18 protein-coding genes and 1 riboswitch are annotated in these 17,402 nt (G+C 59.0%); of the genes, 8 read left to right on the plus strand and 10 right to left on the minus strand.

Annotated features, from left to right (window positions below):
* Window positions 1–80 precede the first annotated feature (80 nt).
* The 7 genes from thiH to HMPREF3096_RS01775 all read right to left on the minus strand — a co-directional run bounded on the left by thiH (window position 81) and on the right by HMPREF3096_RS01775 (window position 6,207).
* Entirely contained in the window at window positions 81–1,214 is a 1,134-nt protein-coding gene (gene thiH / locus HMPREF3096_RS01745; RefSeq protein ID WP_012543211.1) for a 2-iminoacetate synthase ThiH, read from the minus strand.
* Window positions 1,211–1,981, minus strand: a complete 771-nt coding sequence (gene thiG, locus HMPREF3096_RS01750; RefSeq protein ID WP_008807999.1) for a thiazole synthase — start codon at window positions 1,979–1,981, stop codon at window positions 1,211–1,213. Before thiG ends, thiH begins: the two co-directional genes overlap by 4 nt.
* Before the next feature lies 1 nt (window position 1,982).
* Complete coding sequence (gene thiS, locus HMPREF3096_RS01755) at window positions 1,983–2,183, minus strand: sulfur carrier protein ThiS (RefSeq protein WP_008807998.1); 201 nt, start codon at window positions 2,181–2,183, stop codon at window positions 1,983–1,985.
* A complete protein-coding gene (thiF, locus tag HMPREF3096_RS01760; protein ID WP_032732187.1) occupies window positions 2,167–2,922 on the minus strand; it encodes a thiazole biosynthesis adenylyltransferase ThiF in 756 nt (251 codons plus the stop codon). Before thiF ends, thiS begins: the two co-directional genes overlap by 17 nt.
* A complete protein-coding gene (gene thiE / locus HMPREF3096_RS01765) occupies window positions 2,915–3,550 on the minus strand; it encodes a thiamine phosphate synthase (protein ID WP_023296881.1) in 636 nt (211 codons plus the stop codon). The genes thiF and thiE overlap by 8 nt, the downstream gene beginning before the upstream one ends.
* Window positions 3,550–5,445, minus strand: a complete 1,896-nt coding sequence (gene thiC, locus HMPREF3096_RS01770; protein ID WP_032732188.1) for a phosphomethylpyrimidine synthase ThiC — start codon at window positions 5,443–5,445, stop codon at window positions 3,550–3,552. Before thiC ends, thiE begins: the two co-directional genes overlap by 1 nt.
* Window positions 5,446–5,531: 86 nt before the next feature.
* Window positions 5,532–5,656: riboswitch (TPP riboswitch) on the minus strand.
* Between the two features lie 53 nt (window positions 5,657–5,709).
* The gene (locus HMPREF3096_RS01775; protein ID WP_002884324.1) at window positions 5,710–6,207 is read right to left on the minus strand and encodes an Rsd/AlgQ family anti-sigma factor; all 498 of its coding nucleotides are present in this window, start codon (window positions 6,205–6,207) and stop codon (window positions 5,710–5,712) included.
* Between the two features lie 93 nt (window positions 6,208–6,300).
* On the opposite strand from HMPREF3096_RS01775, the gene nudC reads away from it, so the two are divergent.
* The 6 genes from nudC (at window position 6,301) to HMPREF3096_RS01805 (ending at window position 10,663) form a co-directional block, all read left to right on the plus strand.
* Complete coding sequence (nudC, locus tag HMPREF3096_RS01780; protein WP_008807994.1) at window positions 6,301–7,074, plus strand: NAD(+) diphosphatase; 774 nt, start codon at window positions 6,301–6,303, stop codon at window positions 7,072–7,074.
* A 40-nt stretch (window positions 7,075–7,114) separates the two neighbouring features.
* Window positions 7,115–8,179, plus strand: coding sequence for a uroporphyrinogen decarboxylase (gene hemE, locus HMPREF3096_RS01785; RefSeq protein ID WP_008807993.1), 1,065 nt, complete (start codon window positions 7,115–7,117; stop codon window positions 8,177–8,179).
* Between the two features lie 12 nt (window positions 8,180–8,191).
* Window positions 8,192–8,863, plus strand: coding sequence for a deoxyribonuclease V (gene nfi / locus HMPREF3096_RS01790; RefSeq protein ID WP_008807992.1), 672 nt, complete (start codon window positions 8,192–8,194; stop codon window positions 8,861–8,863).
* A 42-nt stretch (window positions 8,864–8,905) separates the two neighbouring features.
* On the plus strand, window positions 8,906–9,496 hold the full coding sequence (locus HMPREF3096_RS01795; protein ID WP_012543208.1) for a YjaG family protein: 591 nt from the start codon (window positions 8,906–8,908) through the stop codon (window positions 9,494–9,496).
* Window positions 9,497–9,682: 186 nt separating this feature from the next.
* Window positions 9,683–9,955, plus strand: a complete 273-nt coding sequence (hupA, locus tag HMPREF3096_RS01800) for a nucleoid-associated protein HU-alpha (protein ID WP_002884342.1) — start codon at window positions 9,683–9,685, stop codon at window positions 9,953–9,955.
* Between the two features lie 12 nt (window positions 9,956–9,967).
* Window positions 9,968–10,663, plus strand: a complete 696-nt coding sequence (locus HMPREF3096_RS01805) for a DUF1481 domain-containing protein (RefSeq protein WP_012969176.1) — start codon at window positions 9,968–9,970, stop codon at window positions 10,661–10,663.
* Window positions 10,664–10,666: 3 nt separating this feature from the next.
* On the opposite strand, the gene zraP is transcribed toward HMPREF3096_RS01805, so the two are convergent.
* Window positions 10,667–11,104, minus strand: a complete 438-nt coding sequence (gene zraP, locus HMPREF3096_RS01810) for a zinc resistance sensor/chaperone ZraP (RefSeq protein ID WP_032732189.1) — start codon at window positions 11,102–11,104, stop codon at window positions 10,667–10,669.
* Between the two features lie 259 nt (window positions 11,105–11,363).
* Between zraP and zraS the strand changes: the two genes are divergently transcribed.
* Both zraS and zraR read left to right on the plus strand, forming a co-directional pair.
* A complete protein-coding gene (zraS, locus tag HMPREF3096_RS01815) occupies window positions 11,364–12,758 on the plus strand; it encodes a two-component system sensor histidine kinase ZraS (RefSeq protein WP_032732190.1) in 1,395 nt (464 codons plus the stop codon).
* Window positions 12,745–14,076 carry a sigma-54-dependent response regulator transcription factor ZraR gene (gene zraR, locus HMPREF3096_RS01820; protein WP_016160093.1) on the plus strand — a complete coding sequence of 444 codons (1,332 nt, stop codon included), beginning with the start codon at window positions 12,745–12,747 and terminating at the stop codon, window positions 14,074–14,076. The genes zraS and zraR overlap by 14 nt, the downstream gene beginning before the upstream one ends.
* On the opposite strand, the gene purD is transcribed toward zraR, so the two are convergent.
* Together purD and purH are read right to left on the minus strand one after the other, a co-directional pair.
* On the minus strand, window positions 14,066–15,361 hold the full coding sequence (gene purD, locus HMPREF3096_RS01825; RefSeq protein WP_032732191.1) for a phosphoribosylamine--glycine ligase: 1,296 nt from the start codon (window positions 15,359–15,361) through the stop codon (window positions 14,066–14,068). The genes zraR and purD overlap by 11 nt on opposite strands.
* A gap of 15 nt (window positions 15,362–15,376) precedes the next feature.
* Window positions 15,377–16,966: a bifunctional phosphoribosylaminoimidazolecarboxamide formyltransferase/IMP cyclohydrolase gene (gene purH, locus HMPREF3096_RS01830; protein WP_016160095.1), complete on the minus strand. Its 1,590-nt coding sequence runs from the start codon at window positions 16,964–16,966 to the stop codon at window positions 15,377–15,379.
* Window positions 16,967–17,402: the final 436 nt, after the last annotated feature.

Below are 17,402 nucleotides of genomic sequence, written 5' to 3' on the forward strand. Positions count from 1 at the left end.
AAAACGGCGGCAATCGGGCGACTCCCCATTTTTCATCTCTCGTGCAGGCACGCAAAATAATCAGCGGCTTGCAACATACTTCATGATGATTGCGAGGCGCGTCCCAGCCAGCTGTCCCAGTCTTTCCATACCGGCTGCAGGCCACGGGCGGCTAGCGCGCTGGCGACCTCTTCAGGGCGGCGATCGTCATGTGGGGCAAATTGCTCGAGCTCCGGATGATCGTCGGCGTAGCCGCCGGGCTGCGTTTTAGAGAAGGCGCTGACGTTATTGATCGCCAGCGGGATCACCCGGTCGCGGAACCAGGGTGATTCACGGGTTGAAAGCGACAGCTCAACCTCCGGCGCCAGCAGGCGGAAGGCGCAAATGGTCTGCACCAGCTGGCGCTCATCCATCAGCGAAGCTGGTTCAATACCGCCGGCGCAGGGACGCAGGCGCGGGAAGGAGACCGAGTAGCGGCTGCGCCAGTAGCGCTGCTGCAGCCACAGCAGGTGCTCGGCGACCATAAAGCAGTCCACCCGCCAGCTGTCGGAAAGACCAATCAATGCACCGAGGCCGATCTTATCGATCCCCGCCTCGCCCAGGCGATCCGGTGTATCCAGCCGCCAGAAGAAATCCTGTTTTTTCCCTTTCAGATGGTGCTGGGCATACATGCTTTCATGGTAGGTCTCCTGATAGACCATTACCCCGTCGAGCCCCAGCGTTTTCAGCTCGGCATACTCTTCGGTCGCCAGCGGCTGCACCTCCATATGCAGCGAGGCAAACTGGCTGCGGATAGCCGGCAGGTGCTGGCGGAAATAATCCATTCCCACCTTGCCCTGATGTTCGCCGGTCACCAGCAGCAGATGCTCAAAGCCCAGGTCGCGGATCGCGGCGCACTCGCGGGCAATCTCGGCGGCATCCAGCGTCTTGCGCTTAATGCGATTGCTCATTGAGAAGCCGCAGTAGGTGCAGTCATTGGCGCACAGGTTGGAGAGATACAGTGGTACGTAAAAGCTGACGGTATTGCCGAAGCGCTGCCGGGTGAGCCGCTGCGCACGCTGGGCCAGCGGTTCAAGATAGTTGGCCGCCGCCGGTGAAAGCAGGGCCATCATGTCGTCACGGGTGAGCTGTTTGGCCGCCAGCGCCCGTTCGACGTCGGCGGCGGTTTTGCTGTTGATGCGCAGGCGGATGTCGTCCCACTCCAGCTCCCGCCAGCGATCGCTGAAGGTTTTCATGCCAGCGCCTCCAGGAATCCGGTCAGCGGGCTGGTGGCCTGCGCCTGCGTACTGCGTGCCCCCGGTCCGGCCTGACGCGCCAGTAATCCGGCATCGACTGCCATACGGAAGGCGCGGGCCATGGTCACGGGGTCGTCGGCGACGGCAATGGCGGTATTGACCAGCACCGCATCTGCGCCCATCTCCAGCGCCTGCGCCGCATGGCTCGGCACGCCGATCCCGGCATCAACCACCACCGGTACCGTCGCCTGTTCGATAATAATCTCCAGCATAGCCCTGGTTTCCAGCCCCTGATTGGAGCCGATCGGCGCACCCAGCGGCATCACCGCCGCGCAGCCAGCCTCTTCCAGCCGTTTACACAGCACCGGATCGGCGCCACAGTAGGGCAGGACGACGAACCCTTCGCGCACCAGCAGCTCCGCCGCCTTCAGGGTTTCAATCGGGTCAGGCAGCAGCCAGCGGGCATCCGGGTGGATCTCCAGCTTCAGCCAGTGGGTGCCCAGGGCTTCCCGCGCCAGGCGGGCGGCAAACACCGCCTCTTCCGCCGTCTTGGCGCCTGACGTATTCGGCAACAGGCTGACCCCCGCCGCCAGCAGCGGGGCGAGGATGGCGTCATTGTGCTGGCGTAAATCGACGCGCTTCATCGCCAGGGTTACCAGCTGGCTTCCCGAGGCGCGAATCGCCTCAACCATCACCTCCGGGGCGGCGAATTTGCCGGTACCGGTAAAAAGATGGGATTCAAACGTTTTGTCTGCAATACGTAACATGTCAGCCTCCAGCGATAACCTGAAAAAGCAGGATCCGATCGCCTTCCTGTAAGAGATGATCTTCCCACCGGTCGCGCGGCAGGATGTGTTGATTAAGCGCCAGCGCAACGCCCGGCTGCAGCTGTTCGAGCTGGGTCAGCAGGGCGCTGACGCTGAGATTGTCGGCACATGCCAGCGGCTCGTCGTTAAACCAAATCTGCATGCCGCCCTCCGCACACCGGGCAGTTCCGGGAGCGCTGTAGCGCCAGATTACGCCAGTTGCTGGTGCGGGCGTCGAACAGCCGCAGGGTATTACGCGGCGTCGTCATGCCGCTGAGCAGCTTAATCGCCTCCAGCGCCTGCAGCGTGCCCATCATGCCGACGACCGGGCCGACGATCCCCGCGGTGCGGCAGTTGCGCTGCGGTTCGTCGCTATCCGGCCACAGGCAGCGATAGCAGCCCTGCGCCCAGGGGGGAGTGAGCACCATCAACTGACCGCCGAAGCCGACGGCGCTGGCGGTCACTAACGGGGTGTTGAGGGCCACACAGGCGGCGTTGATTGCCTGGCGGGTCACCATGTTATCGGTGCAGTCCAGCACCACGTCCGCTTTCGCCACCTCAGCGCGCAGCGCCTCGCCGCTCAGACGTTGCTGGAGCGCAACCAGTTTGATCTGCGGGTTTAGCTGACTGAGCCGGGTCTTTGCCGCCGCGGCTTTTGGCCGGTCGATATCCTCGCTGGTGAACAGGATCTGCCGCTGCAGGTTGCTGAGATGCACGGCGTCGTCATCGGCCAGGGTCAGCGTCCCGACGCCCGCTCCGGCAAGATAGAGCGCCGCCGGGGAACCCAGCCCGCCAAGGCCGATAATCAGCACCCGGCTGGCTAACAGTTTCTGCTGACCCTCGATGGCAATATCCTCCAGCAGCAGCTGGCGGCTATAGCGCATAAAGTCGTGATCATTCATCGCCTGCTCCCGCCAGCGCCAGCAGCTGGTCTGTCGCTGCCCGCCAGTCCGCCGCCTGGGTAATAGCGCTGACCACCGCGATGCTGCCGACGCCGGTCGCCAGTACGCCCGGCGCTTTTTCCAGACTGATGCCGCCGATCGCGACGGTGGGGTAATCCGCCAGGCGTTGAATATGTCTGGCTAGCTGGTCGAGGCCCTGCGGCGCGGAAGGCATCTGTTTGGTTTGCGTCGGGAAGACGTGGCCCAGCGCGATGTAAGAGGGGCGCGCCGCCAGCGCGACATCAATTTCCATATCGTCGTGAGTGGAGACGCCGAGACGCAGTCCGGCTTTGCGGATAGCGCTCAGATCGGTGGTTTCCAGATCTTCTTGCCCCAGGTGTACCCCGTAGGCCTGATGCTTAATCGCCAGCTGCCAGTAATCGTTAATGAACAACCGGGCGTGATAGCGGCGGCCAAGGGCGATGGCGGCGATCACGTCATCCTCCACGTCGCTGTCACGTTGGTCTTTGATGCGCAGTTGAAGAGTACGCACTCCCGCCTCCAGCAGGCGCTCAATCCACGCCACGCTGTCAACCACCGGGTAGAGTCCAAGACGAAATGGGACGGGTGGAAAATCAGGTTGATACATCAGGCTTCCTCCTGTTTCAGGTAGATTTCGCCGCCACGGGCGCGGAAGTGATGCGACATATCGGCCATGCCAGCTTCGATATTTTGCTTCGCGGCGTAGTCGCGGACTTCCTGGGTGATTTTCATCGAACAGAATTTCGGCCCGCACATGGAGCAGAAATGGGCGACCTTGCCGGACTCCTGCGGCAGGGTTTCATCGTGATAGGCCCGCGCGGTGAAGGGGTCGAGCGCGAGGTTGAACTGGTCTTCCCAGCGGAATTCGAAACGCGCTTTGGACATCGCGTTGTCGCGGATCTGCGCCCCGGGGTGGCCTTTCGCGAGGTCGGCGGCGTGGGCGGCGATTTTGTAGGTAATCAGCCCCTGTTTCACATCCTCTTTGTTGGGCAGGCCGAGATGCTCTTTTGGCGTGACGTAGCACAGCATCGCGCAGCCAAACCAGCCAATCATTGCCGCGCCGATACCGGAAGTGAAATGGTCGTAGCCCGGCGCGATGTCGGTGGTGAGCGGGCCTAAGGTGTAGAATGGCGCTTCGTGGCAATGCTCCAGCTCTTCGGTCATATTGCGGCGGATCATCTGCATCGGCACGTGGCCGGGGCCTTCAATCATCACCTGCACGTCATACTCCCAGGCGATTTTCGTCAGTTCGCCCAGCGTATGCAGCTCGGCGAACTGCGCCTCGTCGTTGGCGTCCTGGATCGAGCCGGGGCGCAGACCATCGCCGAGGGACAGCGACACGTCATAGGCGGCGCAGATTTCACAGATTTCGCGGAAGTGATGGTAGAGGAAGTTTTCCTGATGATGCGACAGGCACCACTTGGCCATGATGGAACCACCGCGCGACACGATACCTGTCAGGCGCTTCGCGGTCATCGGCACGTAGCGCAGCAGTACGCCGGCGTGAATCGTGAAGTAGTCGACGCCCTGTTCGGCCTGTTCCAGCAGGGTATCGCGGAAGGCTTCCCAGGTCAGGTTCTCGGCAATGCCGTTGACCTTCTCCAGCGCCTGGTAAATCGGGACGGTACCAATCGGCACCGGGCTGTTGCGCAGGATCCACTCGCGGGTTTCGTGGATATAGCGGCCGGTGGAGAGGTCCATCACCGTGTCGGCGCCCCAGCGGGTTGACCAGACCAGTTTTTCCACCTCCTCTTCGATGGAAGAGGTCACCGCCGAGTTGCCGATATTGGCATTCACTTTCACCAGGAAATTGCGGCCGATAATCATCGGCTCAGATTCCGGGTGGTTGATGTTGGCGGGGATGATGGCGCGTCCGGCGGCAACTTCATCGCGGACGAACTCGGGGGTAATGTTTTCCGGCAGGCGGGCACCGAAGCCTTCCCCGGCATGCTGCTGGCGCAGAACCTCGCTGCGGATACGTTCGCGACCCATGTTTTCGCGAATGGCGATGAACTCCATCTCCGGGGTGACGATCCCCTGGCGGGCGTAGTGCAGTTGGGTAACGCATTTCCCGGCGACGGCGCGTTTGGGCGTCAGCAGGCCGCTGAAGCGCAGCTCATCGAGACCGTCATCGGCCAGCCGCGCTTTGGTATAGGCCGAGCTGCGTTCGCTGAGCGGAGCGCAGTCGTTACGCGCGTCGATCCACGGCTGGCGCAGCTTTGCCAGCCCCTGGCGGACATCAATGCCAATATCCGGGTCGCCATAAGGGCCGGAGGTGTCATATACCGGGATCGGTTCATTGGCTTCGTACCGGGGGTTATCTTTATCGCCGCCGACGAGGGTCGGGCTGAGCTCAATTTCACGCATCGGGACGCGGATATCCGCTTGTGAGCCGTGAACGTAGATGCGGCGTGAATTGGGAAAAGCGGTACCTGCCAGCGTATCAATGAATCGCTGCGCGTGCTCGCGTTGTTCCCGACGGGTGAGTTTGGTAGTAGACATAGCGCATTCCAGTTAAAAAAGGAGATGGCTTGTCAGACGACGGATGGAGTAACAGATGCGACCGATCCAGAACGGACAGGTGCGACCAGCAGTTTACTCTTGTTCCCTTCGCAGGTATTAGCCTGATCAGGTTCCGCGGATCCCGAATTAACGGTCTCAGCCTTTTCCACTTTAGCCAGCGCATGGAAAATAGGCACTCCGACAAGATGACGTCCCCTCCGGAGAGGGGGAATGGAGGTAAACTACTCGTTAATTGCGCACAACTCAAGCGGTCGGCGCAATATTATCGCGCACGTCGTTGCTCAGATTATGCGCGACGGCGAGGGCGATCAGTTTATCCTCCAGCGCGAAACGTGCTTCCAGCGACTCGCCGATATCCGACAGCGCCTGCTGAAATTCAAGGTAGTTATCGTGATCGATAGCGTTTTCGAGGCAGGTATCGTAGTAGTCCATCATCTGCTGGGTATTGGCTTCCAGCTGTGGATAAAGCCGGGTGGCGGCTAAAAGTGGGGTATCGCCTTCCATTTCGCCAATAATGCGTTCATAAATACTAAAATGACCGGATGAGAGGTAATCCACCAGACTTTGGCAAAAGTCATCCAGCGCCTTTTCGTTTAGCCGCATAAATGACTCTTTGCCCGGTTTCAGGCCAACCAGATTGTAGTAAGCCACGAGCAGATGCTTACGCACTTGTAGCCAGCGATCGACCAGTTCATTACTACCGCCAACGCGCTCCGTCAGATTTTCCAGCTGGTTTAGCATGATTGACTCCGCTAGTTTTGATTTAAATCTGCTCACCAAAATGTAAATATAATGTTAACAACATGCCAGTGAAGCAAAGGTAGTGCAATAGATATGGATCGTATTATTGAAAAATTAGATCGCGGCTGGTGGGTTGTCAGTCACGAACAAAAATTATGGTTGCCTGGTGGAGAATTACCACATGGCGAAGCGGTTAATTTCGATCTTGTCGGACAGCATGCGCTGCATATTGGCGAGTGGCAGGGCGAGTCCGTCTGGATGGTGCGCCAGGATCGCCGCCATGACATGGGATCGTTACGCCAGGTTCTGGATCAGGATCCGGGTCTCTTCCAGCTGGCGGGGCGAGGGATCCAGCTCGCCGAATTTTATCGATCGCATAAATTTTGCGGCTACTGTGGCCATCCGATGCATGCCAGCAAAAGCGAATGGGCGATGCTGTGCAGCCACTGCCGTGAACGCTATTACCCGCAAATTGCCCCCTGCATTATCGTCGCTATCCGTCGCGATGATTCGATCCTGTTGGCGCAACATACCCGCCATCGTAACGGCGTGCACACCGTGCTGGCCGGGTTTGTCGAAGTGGGTGAAACCCTTGAGCAGGCGGTGGCCCGCGAGGTGATGGAGGAGAGCGGCATCAAGGTGAAAAACCTGCGCTATGTGACCTCTCAGCCGTGGCCGTTCCCGCAGTCGCTGATGACCGCTTTTATGGCGGATTACGCGGATGGCGATATCGTGGTCGACAAAAAAGAGCTGCTGACCGCGGACTGGTACCGCTATGACAATCTGCCGCTCCTGCCACCGCCGGGCACGGTGGCGCGTCGGCTTATCGAAGATACGGTGGCGATGTGTCGGGCAGAGTTCGAGTGACATGTTACACTGGGCGCATCAACGCTAAAGGAATGTAAAAATGACCGAACTGAAAAACGATCGTTACCTGCGCGCGCTGCTGCGTCAGCCGGTTGATGTCACCCCGGTGTGGATGATGCGCCAGGCGGGCCGCTATTTACCGGAGTACAAAGCCACCCGTGCGCAAGCGGGCGACTTTATGTCGCTGTGTAAAAATGCCGAGCTGGCCTGCGAAGTGACGCTCCAGCCGCTGCGCCGTTACCCGCTGGATGCGGCGATCCTCTTTTCGGACATCCTGACGATCCCGGACGCCATGGGTCTGGGGCTGTACTTTGAAGCTGGCGAAGGTCCGCGCTTCACCTCGCCGATAAAAAGCAAAGCCGACGTCGACAAGCTGCCAATCCCGGATCCGGAGCAGGAACTGGGCTATGTCATGAACGCCGTGCGTACCATTCGCCGCGAACTGAAAGGCGAAGTGCCGCTGATCGGCTTCTCCGGTAGCCCCTGGACGCTGGCGACCTACATGGTGGAAGGCGGCAGCAGCAAAGCGTTCACTGTGATCAAAAAGATGATGTACGCCGAACCGCAGGCGCTGCATGCGCTGCTGGAGAAGCTGGCGAAGAGCGTCACCCTGTACCTCAACGCGCAGATCAAAGCCGGCGCGCAGTCGGTGATGATTTTCGACACCTGGGGCGGGGTGCTGACCGGTCGCGACTATCAGCAGTTCTCGCTCTACTACATGCATAAAATTGTCGATGGCCTGCTGCGGGAGAATGAAGGCCGCCGCGTGCCGGTGACCCTGTTCACCAAAGGCGGTGGCCAGTGGCTGGAAGCGATGGCGGAGACCGGCTGTGATGCGCTGGGACTCGACTGGACCACCGATATCGCCGATGCTCGCCGTCGCGTAGGTCACAAAGTGGCGCTCCAGGGCAATATGGACCCGTCGATGCTGTATGCTCCCGCCCCGCGTATTGAAGAGGAAGTGGCGACTATTCTCGCCGGCTTCGGCCAGGGCGAAGGCCATGTCTTTAACCTTGGTCACGGCATCCATCAGGATGTCGACCCGCAGCATGCGGGCGTCTTTGTTGAGGCGGTGCATCGTCTTTCCACACCCTATCATCAATAGGAGATAAGCCGTATGGATTTAGCCGCGCTACGTACCCAACAACAACAGTTAGCCGCGTCGGTCGAGCGAGCGGATCGACTGGATCGCGACCCGCCGGCGTTGATCGGCGGCGCGGATGTCGGGTTTGAGCAGGAAGGGGAAGTGACCCGGGCTGCGATGGTGCTGCTGACCTGGCCTGAGCTTGAGCTGGTGGAGTATCAGGTGGCGCGCGTCGCCACCACCATGCCCTATATTCCCGGCTTTCTCTCGTTTCGCGAAACACCTGCGCTGCTGGCGGCGTGGGAGCAGCTTTCGCAAAAACCGGACCTGCTCTTCGTCGACGGCCACGGTATCTCCCATCCCCGGCGGCTCGGCGTCGCCAGCCATTTTGGTCTGATGATTGACGTGCCGACCATCGGGGTGGCGAAAAAACGGCTGTGCGGAAAAATCGGCGAACTGGGTGATGAGCCCGGCGCACTGGCCCCGCTGATGGATAAAAATGAGCAACTGGCCTGGGTCTGGCGCAGCAAAGTGCGCTGCAACCCGCTGTTTATTAGCACCGGTCACCGGGTGGGCATGGACAGCGCCTTAATGTGGGTTGAGCGCTGCATGCGAGGCTATCGTCTCCCCGAGCCGACGCGCTGGGCCGATGCGGTGGCGTCCCGTCGTCCGTCGTTTGTGCGTTGGCAAGCAAATCACGGCTGATTCAGGTACACTGCGCCTAATTTCTGACTTCGAGAATTCATCATGTTACAAAACCCGATTCACCTGCGCCTGGAGAAGCTGGAAAGCTGGCAGCATGTCACTTTTATGGCCTGCCTGTGCGAGCGTATGTACCCTAACTACGCCATGTTCTGCAAGCAAACCGAGTTCGGCGACGGCCAGCTGTACCGTCGTATCCTGGACCTGATCTGGGAAACGCTGACGGTTAAAGATGCGAAGGTGAATTTCGACAGTCAGCTGGAGAAGCTGGAAGAGGCCATCCCGGCGGCAGATGATTTCGACCTGTACGGTGTTTACCCGGCTATAGACGCCTGCGTGGCGTTGAGCGAACTGATCCATTCGCGTCTGAGCGGTGAAACACTTGAGCACGCGATTGAGGTGAGCAAGACATCCATCACCAGCGTGGCGATGCTGGAAATGACCCAGGCCGGTCGCGAAATGACCGATGAAGAGCTGAAAGCGAACCCGGCGGTAGAGCAGGAATGGGATATTCAGTGGGAAATTTTCCGCCTGCTGGCCGACTGCGAAGAGCGTGACCTTGAGCTGATAAAAGGTCTGCGCGCGGACCTGCGTGAGGCCGGTGAGAGCAATATTGGTATAAATTTTCAGCAGTGAGACCAGAAAACGTGATTTACCGCCTGAATTGTAGCGTCTGAAGGCTTCCATTCCGCCCCCCGTCTGGTCTACATTTGGAGGGCGAAAAAAAGTGGCTATCGGTGCGTGTATGCAGGAGGGTGCTTTTTTGGCATTTCCGTCGCACTCGATGCTTAGCAAGCGATAAACACATTGTAAGGATAACTTATGAACAAGACTCAACTGATTGATGTAATTGCGGACAAAGCTGACCTGTCCAAAGCACAGGCTAAAGCTGCCCTGGAATCTACCCTGGCTGCAATTACTGAGTCTCTGAAAGAAGGTGATGCTGTTCAACTGGTTGGTTTCGGTACCTTCAAAGTGAACCACCGCGCTGAGCGTACTGGCCGCAACCCGCAGACCGGTAAAGAGATCAAAATCGCTGCAGCTAACGTGCCGGCATTTGTTTCTGGCAAAGCACTGAAAGACGCAGTTAAGTAAGACCGCGTGGCAGTGAACAGTTTTATCGAAGGGGCTATTAAGCCCCTTTTGTCTGTCTGGCGCCGGCCTCTGGCGCTGGCGGGCATCCTGTTGCTGACTGCCTGCAGCCACGACGCCTCGCTTCCACCGTTTACCGCCAGCGGTTATGCGGATAATCAGGGGGCGATGCGTATCTGGCGTAAAGATTCAGGTGATGAAGTCCATCTTCTCGCCGCTTTCAGCCCGTGGCGTCACGGGGATACCTCGACCAGTGAATATCGCTGGCAGGGCGATCAATTGACGTTTATCGAACTCAATGTCTACGGTAAGCCGCCGGAACATATTCGCGCCCGCTTCGACGCGCAGGGCGATCTCAGCTTTATGCAGCGGGAAGTCGACGGGCAGAAGCAACAGCTCTCCAGCGACCAGGTCGCACTGTATCGTTATCGCGCCGAGCAGATCCGCCAGACCAGCGATGCTCTCCGCCAGGGACGCGTCGTCCTGCGTCAGGGGCGCTGGAACGCTGCCGCGCATACCGTGTTGACCTGCGAAGGTCAGACGGTGAAGCCTGACCTCGATAGCCGGGCCCTGGCGCATATTGAACGTCGCCAGAGTCATTCCTCCGCCGCGGTGAGCATCGCCTGGCTGGAGGCGTCTGAAGGCTCTCAACTATTGCTGGTCGCCAATGAAAACTTCTGCACCTGGCAGCCGACAGAAAAAAGCTTCTAACGATTACCAGTGGTTCATGCCCATATGACCACCGCCGTTACCGCGGCAGCCGTTGTATCCCATTCCTGCGCCACGGGGAACGCCCGCCTCAGCCAGGGCGACATCAAACTTCACCCGCTGCTGATCCAGCTTCTGGCGTAAGCCTTCCATCTCCTGAGCGACAGCTTCAATCTTTCCACTGTCCGGCTTTTGCGTCGTGAGCAGCGCATTGTACTCATAGCGTTTGGACTGCAGCTGCTGGCGCAGGGCGCTGGTTTGCGCAGCGTAATCGTTATGCAGCTTTTGCGCGGTAGCCTGCTGCTCCTGGGTCAGCTGGCTGTAACCCTGCGCGCCCATTCTGTTGTTATCGCCCCAGTGATGGTTGGCCCAGGCCGCGTTGCTGCCAAAGGTCAGTACGGCAAGGGTGACGAGGGTGAGAGGTAAGTTACGGTTCCGTTTCATGGCATTATCTCCTGTGTGGTTTCTCTCGTTATTGCATCTTCCATGCCAGCCTGAAAAAGCCCGCCCGTACGGGCCTGCCGGAGGAGCCGATGGGGAAGGTGAGTAAAAATGACCCGTTCCTGGCGGGTCAGGTGGGTCATTTTTACTCGCTAAACCGCAGGCGATATGTTTGAGAACAGGATTGACGGCGTGGGAAAATGGCATGATTTCTGCTGAAGGATCCTGCAGAAAGCGAAAAAGAGATGACAAGGACTCACCGATGAAGATCAAACCTTTCTCCCGGCACGCCACTGCGGACGCCCTGAGCTGGCTGCTGACCGGCGCAATGGTGCTGTTGGTCATGCTGTTCTCCGTAATGATCGTCCGCGACTACGGTCGTGAGACGACCGCCGCCCGACAAACCATTGAGGAGAAGGGGAGCGTGCTGATCCGCGCGCTGGAGTCTGGCACGCGCGTCGGGATGGGGATGCGTATGCATCATGCGCAGCTGCAGGCCCTGCTGGAAGAGATGGCCTGGCAGCCTGGAGTGCTGTGGTTCGCGGTGACCGATGAAAACGGTAAAATCATCGCCCATAGCGATCCGCAACAGGTGGATAACGCGCTGTACAGTCCGGCGCAGATGCGCGAACTCCACGTGAGCGAACAGGCCCGCTGGCGCCGGCTTAGCGAACCGCAGCCGGCGCTGGAGATCTATCGCCAGTTCCGCCCGCTCAATCCTGCTCGCGGCCATCATATGGGGATGATGAATCGCGGCAACAGCGCGCTGGCTCAGCCCACTGTCCCGCAGGTGATTTTTATCGCCTTTGATAGCCGCGAGCTGGATGCGGCGCAGGCCCGCGGCCAGCGTAACATGATGATCATGCTGGGTGCCGCGGCGCTGGTCATCGCGGCGACGATCCTCGCTCAGTTCTGGTTCCGCCGCTATCGTCGCTCACGCCAGCAGCTGCTGGAGGCGATGGCCCGCAAAGAAAAGCTGGTGGCGCTTGGCCATCTGGCGGCGGGTGTCGCGCATGAGATCCGCAATCCGCTCTCTTCGATTAAAGGGCTGGCGAAGTATTTTGCCGAACGCACTCCCCCAGGCGGCGAAGCGCAGCAATTAGCCCAGGTGATGGCGAAAGAAGCCGACCGCCTGAACCGGGTGGTCAGCGAGCTGCTGGAGCTGGTCCGGCCCGCGCATTTAAATTACCAGCCGGTGGATATCAATGCGCTTATCCGGCACTCATTGCAGCTGGTAAGCCAGGATGCGCAGAGTCGCGGGATCGCACTGCAATTTACTCCGCGTCCTGAATTAACCTCGATTAAAGCCGACCCCGACCGTCTGAACCAGGTGCTGTTGAATCTGTATCTGAACGCGATGCAGGCGATTGGCCGCGACGGCGTCATTCGCGTATCGGCAAGCGAAGCCGATCGTCAGCGGGTGAAAATCGTCGTCACGGATAGCGGTAAGGGGATGAGCGATGAAGAGCTGCAGGCCATCTTCACACCGTATTTCACCACCAAGGCGGACGGCACGGGGCTGGGGCTGGCGGTGGTACAGAATATTATCGAACAACATGGCGGGACAATCCGCGCCGAAAGCCAGCCGGGGGCCGGAGCGATATTTACGCTTTGGCTACCGGTGGATGCTCAACGGAGGGAAGATGAGCAGCGATAAAGTACAGATTCTGGTTGTCGATGATGACGTCAGCCACTGCACGATCCTGCAGGCGCTGCTGCGCGGCTGGGGCTATCAGGTGGCATTAGCTCACAACGGCCTGCAGGCGCTGGAGCAGATCCATCACCAGGTCTTCGACCTGGTGCTGTGCGATATCCGTATGGCGGAGCTGGACGGTATCGCGACGTTAAAAGAGATAAAAGCCTATAACCCGGCGATACCGGTGCTGATCATGACGGCGTTTTCCAGCGTCGGCACGGCGGTGGAGGCCATTAAGTCCGGGGCGCTGGATTATCTGGTCAAACCGCTGGATTTTGACACCCTACAGCAGACGCTGGTTCAGGCGCTGGCACACACCCGGCAGAGCGAGGGCGATTTCAGCGGCGCGACAGAATTACGATGGGGAATGATTGGCGATAGCCCGGCAATGCAGGCGCTTATCAACAATATCACGCTGGTGGCGCCCTCGGATGCGACGGTGCTGATCTGCGGCGAATCGGGAACCGGTAAAGAACTGGTGGCGCGCGCCATTCACGCCTGCAGCGAACGCCGCGAGAAGCCGCTGGTGACGCTAAACTGCGCGGCGCTGAATGAGTCGCTGCTGGAGTCCGAGCTGTTCGGTCATGAAAAAGGGGCGTTTACCGGGGCGGATCGGCGGCGGGAAGGGCGTTTTGTCGAGGCGGATGGCGGCACGCTGTTCCTTGATGAAATTGGTGATATCTCACCGCTGATGCAGGTGCGTCTGCTGCGGGCGATTCAGGAACGCGAGGTGCAGCGCGTTGGCAGTAACCAGACGCTTGCCGTTGATGTGCGGCTGATTGCCGCTACCCATCGTAATCTGGCGGAGGAGGTGAGCGCCGGGCGCTTTCGCCAGGATCTCTATTATCGCCTGAACGTCGTGACCATTGATATGCCGCCGCTGCGTCAGCGCCGGGAAGACATTCCTCTACTGGCGCAACACTTTCTTAAGCGCTATGCCGAACGCAATCGCAAAACGGTGCAGGGGTTTACGCCGCAGGCGATGGATCTGCTGATCCACTACCCCTGGCCGGGTAATATCCGTGAACTGGAAAACGCGGTGGAGCGGGCGGTGGTGCTGCTGACCGGAAACTATATCTCCGAACGAGAACTGCCGCTGGCGATAGCGGGCACGCCGTTGCCGTCGGGTGGTAGCGAGAACGCGCTGATTCAGCCGTTAGTGGAAGTTGAAAAAGAGGTGATTCTGGCGGCGCTGGAAAAAACGGGCGGCAACAAAACTGAAGCCGCCCGTCAGTTAGGCATTACGCGGAAAACGCTGCTGGCAAAACTTAGCCGTTAGCTTTTTCACGTTCGATGGCGCGCCAGCCGATATCGTTACGGCTAAAGCTGCCGTCCCAGCGAATATCGGTCAGCAGTTGATAGGCGCGCTGCTGCGCCTGCGCCACGGTTTCACCCAGCGCGGTCACGCACAGCACGCGCCCGCCGTTGGTGACGACGCGCTGGTCGTCTGCCAGTTTGGTGCCGGCATGGAAGACTTTACCATCTGCCGCTTCCTGCTGCGGCAGGCCGAAGATCTCATCACCCGTGTTGTAATTGCCCGGATAGCCGCCGGCGGCAACCACCACACCCAGCGACGCGCGGTCATCCCACTCGGAGGTTTTCTCGTCCAGTTTGCCCGCGCAGGCGGCGAGGCACAGATCTACCAGGTCGGACTTCATGCGCAGCATGATCGGCTGGGTTTCCGGATCGCCAAAGCGGCAGTTGAACTCAATTACCTTCGGGTTACCCTGTTTGTCGATCATCAGACCGGCATACAGAAAACCGGTATAGGTATTGCCTTCAGCGGCCATGCCTTTCACGGTTGGCCAGATAATCCGCTCCATGGTGCGCTGATGGACTTCATCAGTCACGACCGGCGCCGGAGAATAAGCGCCCATCCCACCGGTGTTCGGGCCGGTATCGCCGTTGCCGACGCGCTTGTGATCCTGGCTGGTGGCCATCGGCAGGACGTGCTCGCCGTCGACCATGACAATAAAGCTGGCTTCTTCGCCATCGAGGAACTCTTCAATCACGATGCGGTGGCCAGCATCGCCAAAGGCGTTGCCGGCCAGCATATCTTTGACCGCCGCCTCAGCTTCCTCAAGGGTCATCGCCACGATAACGCCTTTACCCGCTGCCAGACCGTCGGCTTTGATGACGATCGGCGCGCCTTTCTCCCGCAGATAAGCCAGCGCAGGCTCGACCTTGGTGAAGTTCTGGTATTCCGCCGTCGGGATATGATGACGAGCGAGGAAATCTTTGGTGAAGGCTTTTGAGCCTTCCAGCTGCGCGGCGCCTTCGGTTGGCCCGAAGATGGTCAGCCCTGCGGCACGGAATGCGTCAACCACGCCAATGACCAGCGGCGCTTCCGGGCCCACGATGGTCAGATCGATGTTCTCATCCTGCGCGAAGCGAAGCAGCGCCGGAATATCGGTAACGCCGATGGCGACGTTTTGCAGCGACGGCTCCAGCGCAGTACCTGCGTTGCCCGGCGCGACGTAGACGGTATCAACCAGCGGCGACTGGGCCGCTTTCCAGGCCAGCGCGTGCTCACGCCCGCCGTTGCCGATTACTAATACTTTCATCTGTAGCTCCGTGAATTAATGGCGGAAGTGGCGCATGTCGGTGAAGATCATGGCGATACCATGTTCGTCAGCGGCAGCAATCACTTCGTCGTCGCGGATAGAGCCGCCCGGCTGGATCACACAGGTGATGCCCACTGCGGCTGCGGCATCAATGCCGTCGCGGAACGGGAAGAAGGCGTCAGAGGCCATGGCGGAACCTTTCACTTCCAGACCTTCGTCACCGGCTTTAATCCCGGCAATTTTCGCTGAGTAGACGCGGCTCATCTGACCGGCGCCTATGCCGATGGTCATATTGTCTTTGGCATAGACGATGGCGTTGGATTTGACGAATTTCGCTACTTTCCAGCAGAACAGCGCATCGCGCAGTTCCTGCTCGCTCGGCTGACGTTTGCTGACCACGCGCAGTTCGCCCGCAGTGACCATGCCGAGATCGCGGTCCTGAACCAGCAGGCCGCCATTGACACGTTTGAAATCGAGGCCGGCAACGCGAGTATCCCACTGACCGCAGACCAGTACGCGGACGTTCTGTTTCGCGGCGGTGATCTTCAGCGCTTCTTCGCTGGCGGACGGCGCGATGATCACTTCGACGAACTGGCGAGAGATGATCGCCTGCGCGGTTTCTGCATCCAGCTCGCGGTTAAAGGCGATGATGCCGCCGAACGCGGAGGTTGGGTCGGTTTTGTATGCGCGATCGTAGGCGTCGAGAATCGAGTCGCTGACGGCAACGCCGCATGGGTTAGCGTGCTTGACGATCACGCAGGCTGGCTCATTGAACTCTTTCACGCACTCCAGCGCCGCATCGGTATCGGCAATGTTGTTATAGGAGAGCGCTTTACCCTGCAGCTGGGTAGCGGTTGCCACGGAAGCTTCTTTGACATTCTCTTCTATATAGAAGGCAGCCTGCTGGTGGCTGTTTTCGCCGTAGCGCATATCCTGCTTCTTAATGAAGTTCAGATTCAGGGTGCGCGGGAAGCGGCCAGCGGCTTCTTTGCTTTCGCCGTGATAGGCCGGAACCATGCTGCCGAAGTAGTTAGCGATCATGCTGTCGTAAGCTGCGGTGTGTTCGAAGGCTTTAATGGCGAGATCGAAGCGGGTGTTCAGCGTCAGGGAGCCTTCGTTGGCGTCCATCTCATTAATGATGGCGTCATAGTCGCTGCTCTTCACTACGATAGCGACGTCTTTATGGTTCTTCGCTGCGGAGCGCACCATAGTCGGGCCGCCGATATCAATGTTTTCCACCGCGTCTTCCAGCGAGCATCCTTCACGAGCGACGGTCTGGGCAAATGGGTAAAGGTTAACGACCACCATATCGATAGGCGCAATACCGTGCTGCTGCATGATACCGTCATCCTGACCGCGACGACCGAGGATGCCGCCGTGTACTTTCGGATGCAGGGTCTTCACGCGTCCATCCATCATTTCCGGGAAACCGGTGTAGTCAGAGACTTCGGTAACCGGCAGGCCTTTATCTGCCAGCAGGCGGGCGGTGCCGCCGGTGGACAGCAGCTCGACACCACGAGCGGAAAGCGCCTGCGCGAATTCGACGATACCGGCCTTGTCAGAAACACTGAGCAGAGCGCGGCGGACTGGACGACGTTGTTGCATGGTATTAAATCCCCAGGATTTGAACATTACAGAGAGCGTTAGGTGAGTTTTTGCCTAAAAACTCACCTAACGCACCCAACCGGGCATCCGTGTCATAGCGCGGCATTGTAACGAAAACGTTTGCGCAACGCTCGCGAATTTTTATCTTTCTCTTTCAGCCACCGTTTCTTCTTTATATAGAAGCTGACCCACCGGGCTTTTGTCGCCCTTTCATCGCGCTTCTGTGGATAATTCTGTGTGTAAAAGGGTATAAAGCGGGGTTTTGCTGGGGAATGCAGCAGTCAGTCATTTTTCTGCCATTTTTCTATTGCAGGCGCTCGAGAACTCCCTATAATGCGCCTCCATCGACACGGCGGATGTGAATCACTTCACACAAACAGCCAGTTCGGTTGAAGAGAAAAATCCTGAAATTCAGGGTTGACTCTGAAAGAGGAAA

Source organism: Klebsiella sp. HMSC25G12, from assembly GCF_001807705.1.
Classification (GTDB): Bacteria; Pseudomonadota; Gammaproteobacteria; order Enterobacterales; family Enterobacteriaceae; genus Klebsiella; species Klebsiella variicola.

What these genes read in the sequence shown, in the direction of transcription:
- thiH (WP_012543211.1), bottom strand. Translation starts at nt 1,214, where the DNA reads ATGAAAACCTTCAGCGATCGCTGGCGGGAGCTGGAGTGGGACGACATC.
- thiG (WP_008807999.1), bottom strand. Translation starts at nt 1,981, where the DNA reads ATGTTACGTATTGCAGACAAAACGTTTGAATCCCATCTTTTTACCGGT.
- thiS (WP_008807998.1), bottom strand. Translation starts at nt 2,183, where the DNA reads ATGCAGATTTGGTTTAACGACGAGCCGCTGGCATGTGCCGACAATCTC.
- thiF (WP_032732187.1), bottom strand. Translation starts at nt 2,922, where the DNA reads ATGAATGATCACGACTTTATGCGCTATAGCCGCCAGCTGCTGCTGGAG.
- thiE (WP_023296881.1), bottom strand. Translation starts at nt 3,550, where the DNA reads ATGTATCAACCTGATTTTCCACCCGTCCCATTTCGTCTTGGACTCTAC.
- thiC (WP_032732188.1), bottom strand. Translation starts at nt 5,445, where the DNA reads ATGTCTACTACCAAACTCACCCGTCGGGAACAACGCGAGCACGCGCAG.
- HMPREF3096_RS01775 (WP_002884324.1), bottom strand. Translation starts at nt 6,207, where the DNA reads ATGCTAAACCAGCTGGAAAATCTGACGGAGCGCGTTGGCGGTAGTAAT.
- nudC (WP_008807994.1), top strand. Translation starts at nt 6,301, where the DNA reads ATGGATCGTATTATTGAAAAATTAGATCGCGGCTGGTGGGTTGTCAGT.
- hemE (WP_008807993.1), top strand. Translation starts at nt 7,115, where the DNA reads ATGACCGAACTGAAAAACGATCGTTACCTGCGCGCGCTGCTGCGTCAG.
- nfi (WP_008807992.1), top strand. Translation starts at nt 8,192, where the DNA reads ATGGATTTAGCCGCGCTACGTACCCAACAACAACAGTTAGCCGCGTCG.
- HMPREF3096_RS01795 (WP_012543208.1), top strand. Translation starts at nt 8,906, where the DNA reads ATGTTACAAAACCCGATTCACCTGCGCCTGGAGAAGCTGGAAAGCTGG.
- hupA (WP_002884342.1), top strand. Translation starts at nt 9,683, where the DNA reads ATGAACAAGACTCAACTGATTGATGTAATTGCGGACAAAGCTGACCTG.
- zraP (WP_032732189.1), bottom strand. Translation starts at nt 11,104, where the DNA reads ATGAAACGGAACCGTAACTTACCTCTCACCCTCGTCACCCTTGCCGTA.
- zraS (WP_032732190.1), top strand. Translation starts at nt 11,364, where the DNA reads ATGAAGATCAAACCTTTCTCCCGGCACGCCACTGCGGACGCCCTGAGC.
- zraR (WP_016160093.1), top strand. Translation starts at nt 12,745, where the DNA reads ATGAGCAGCGATAAAGTACAGATTCTGGTTGTCGATGATGACGTCAGC.
- purD (WP_032732191.1), bottom strand. Translation starts at nt 15,361, where the DNA reads ATGAAAGTATTAGTAATCGGCAACGGCGGGCGTGAGCACGCGCTGGCC.
- purH (WP_016160095.1), bottom strand. Translation starts at nt 16,966, where the DNA reads ATGCAACAACGTCGTCCAGTCCGCCGCGCTCTGCTCAGTGTTTCTGAC.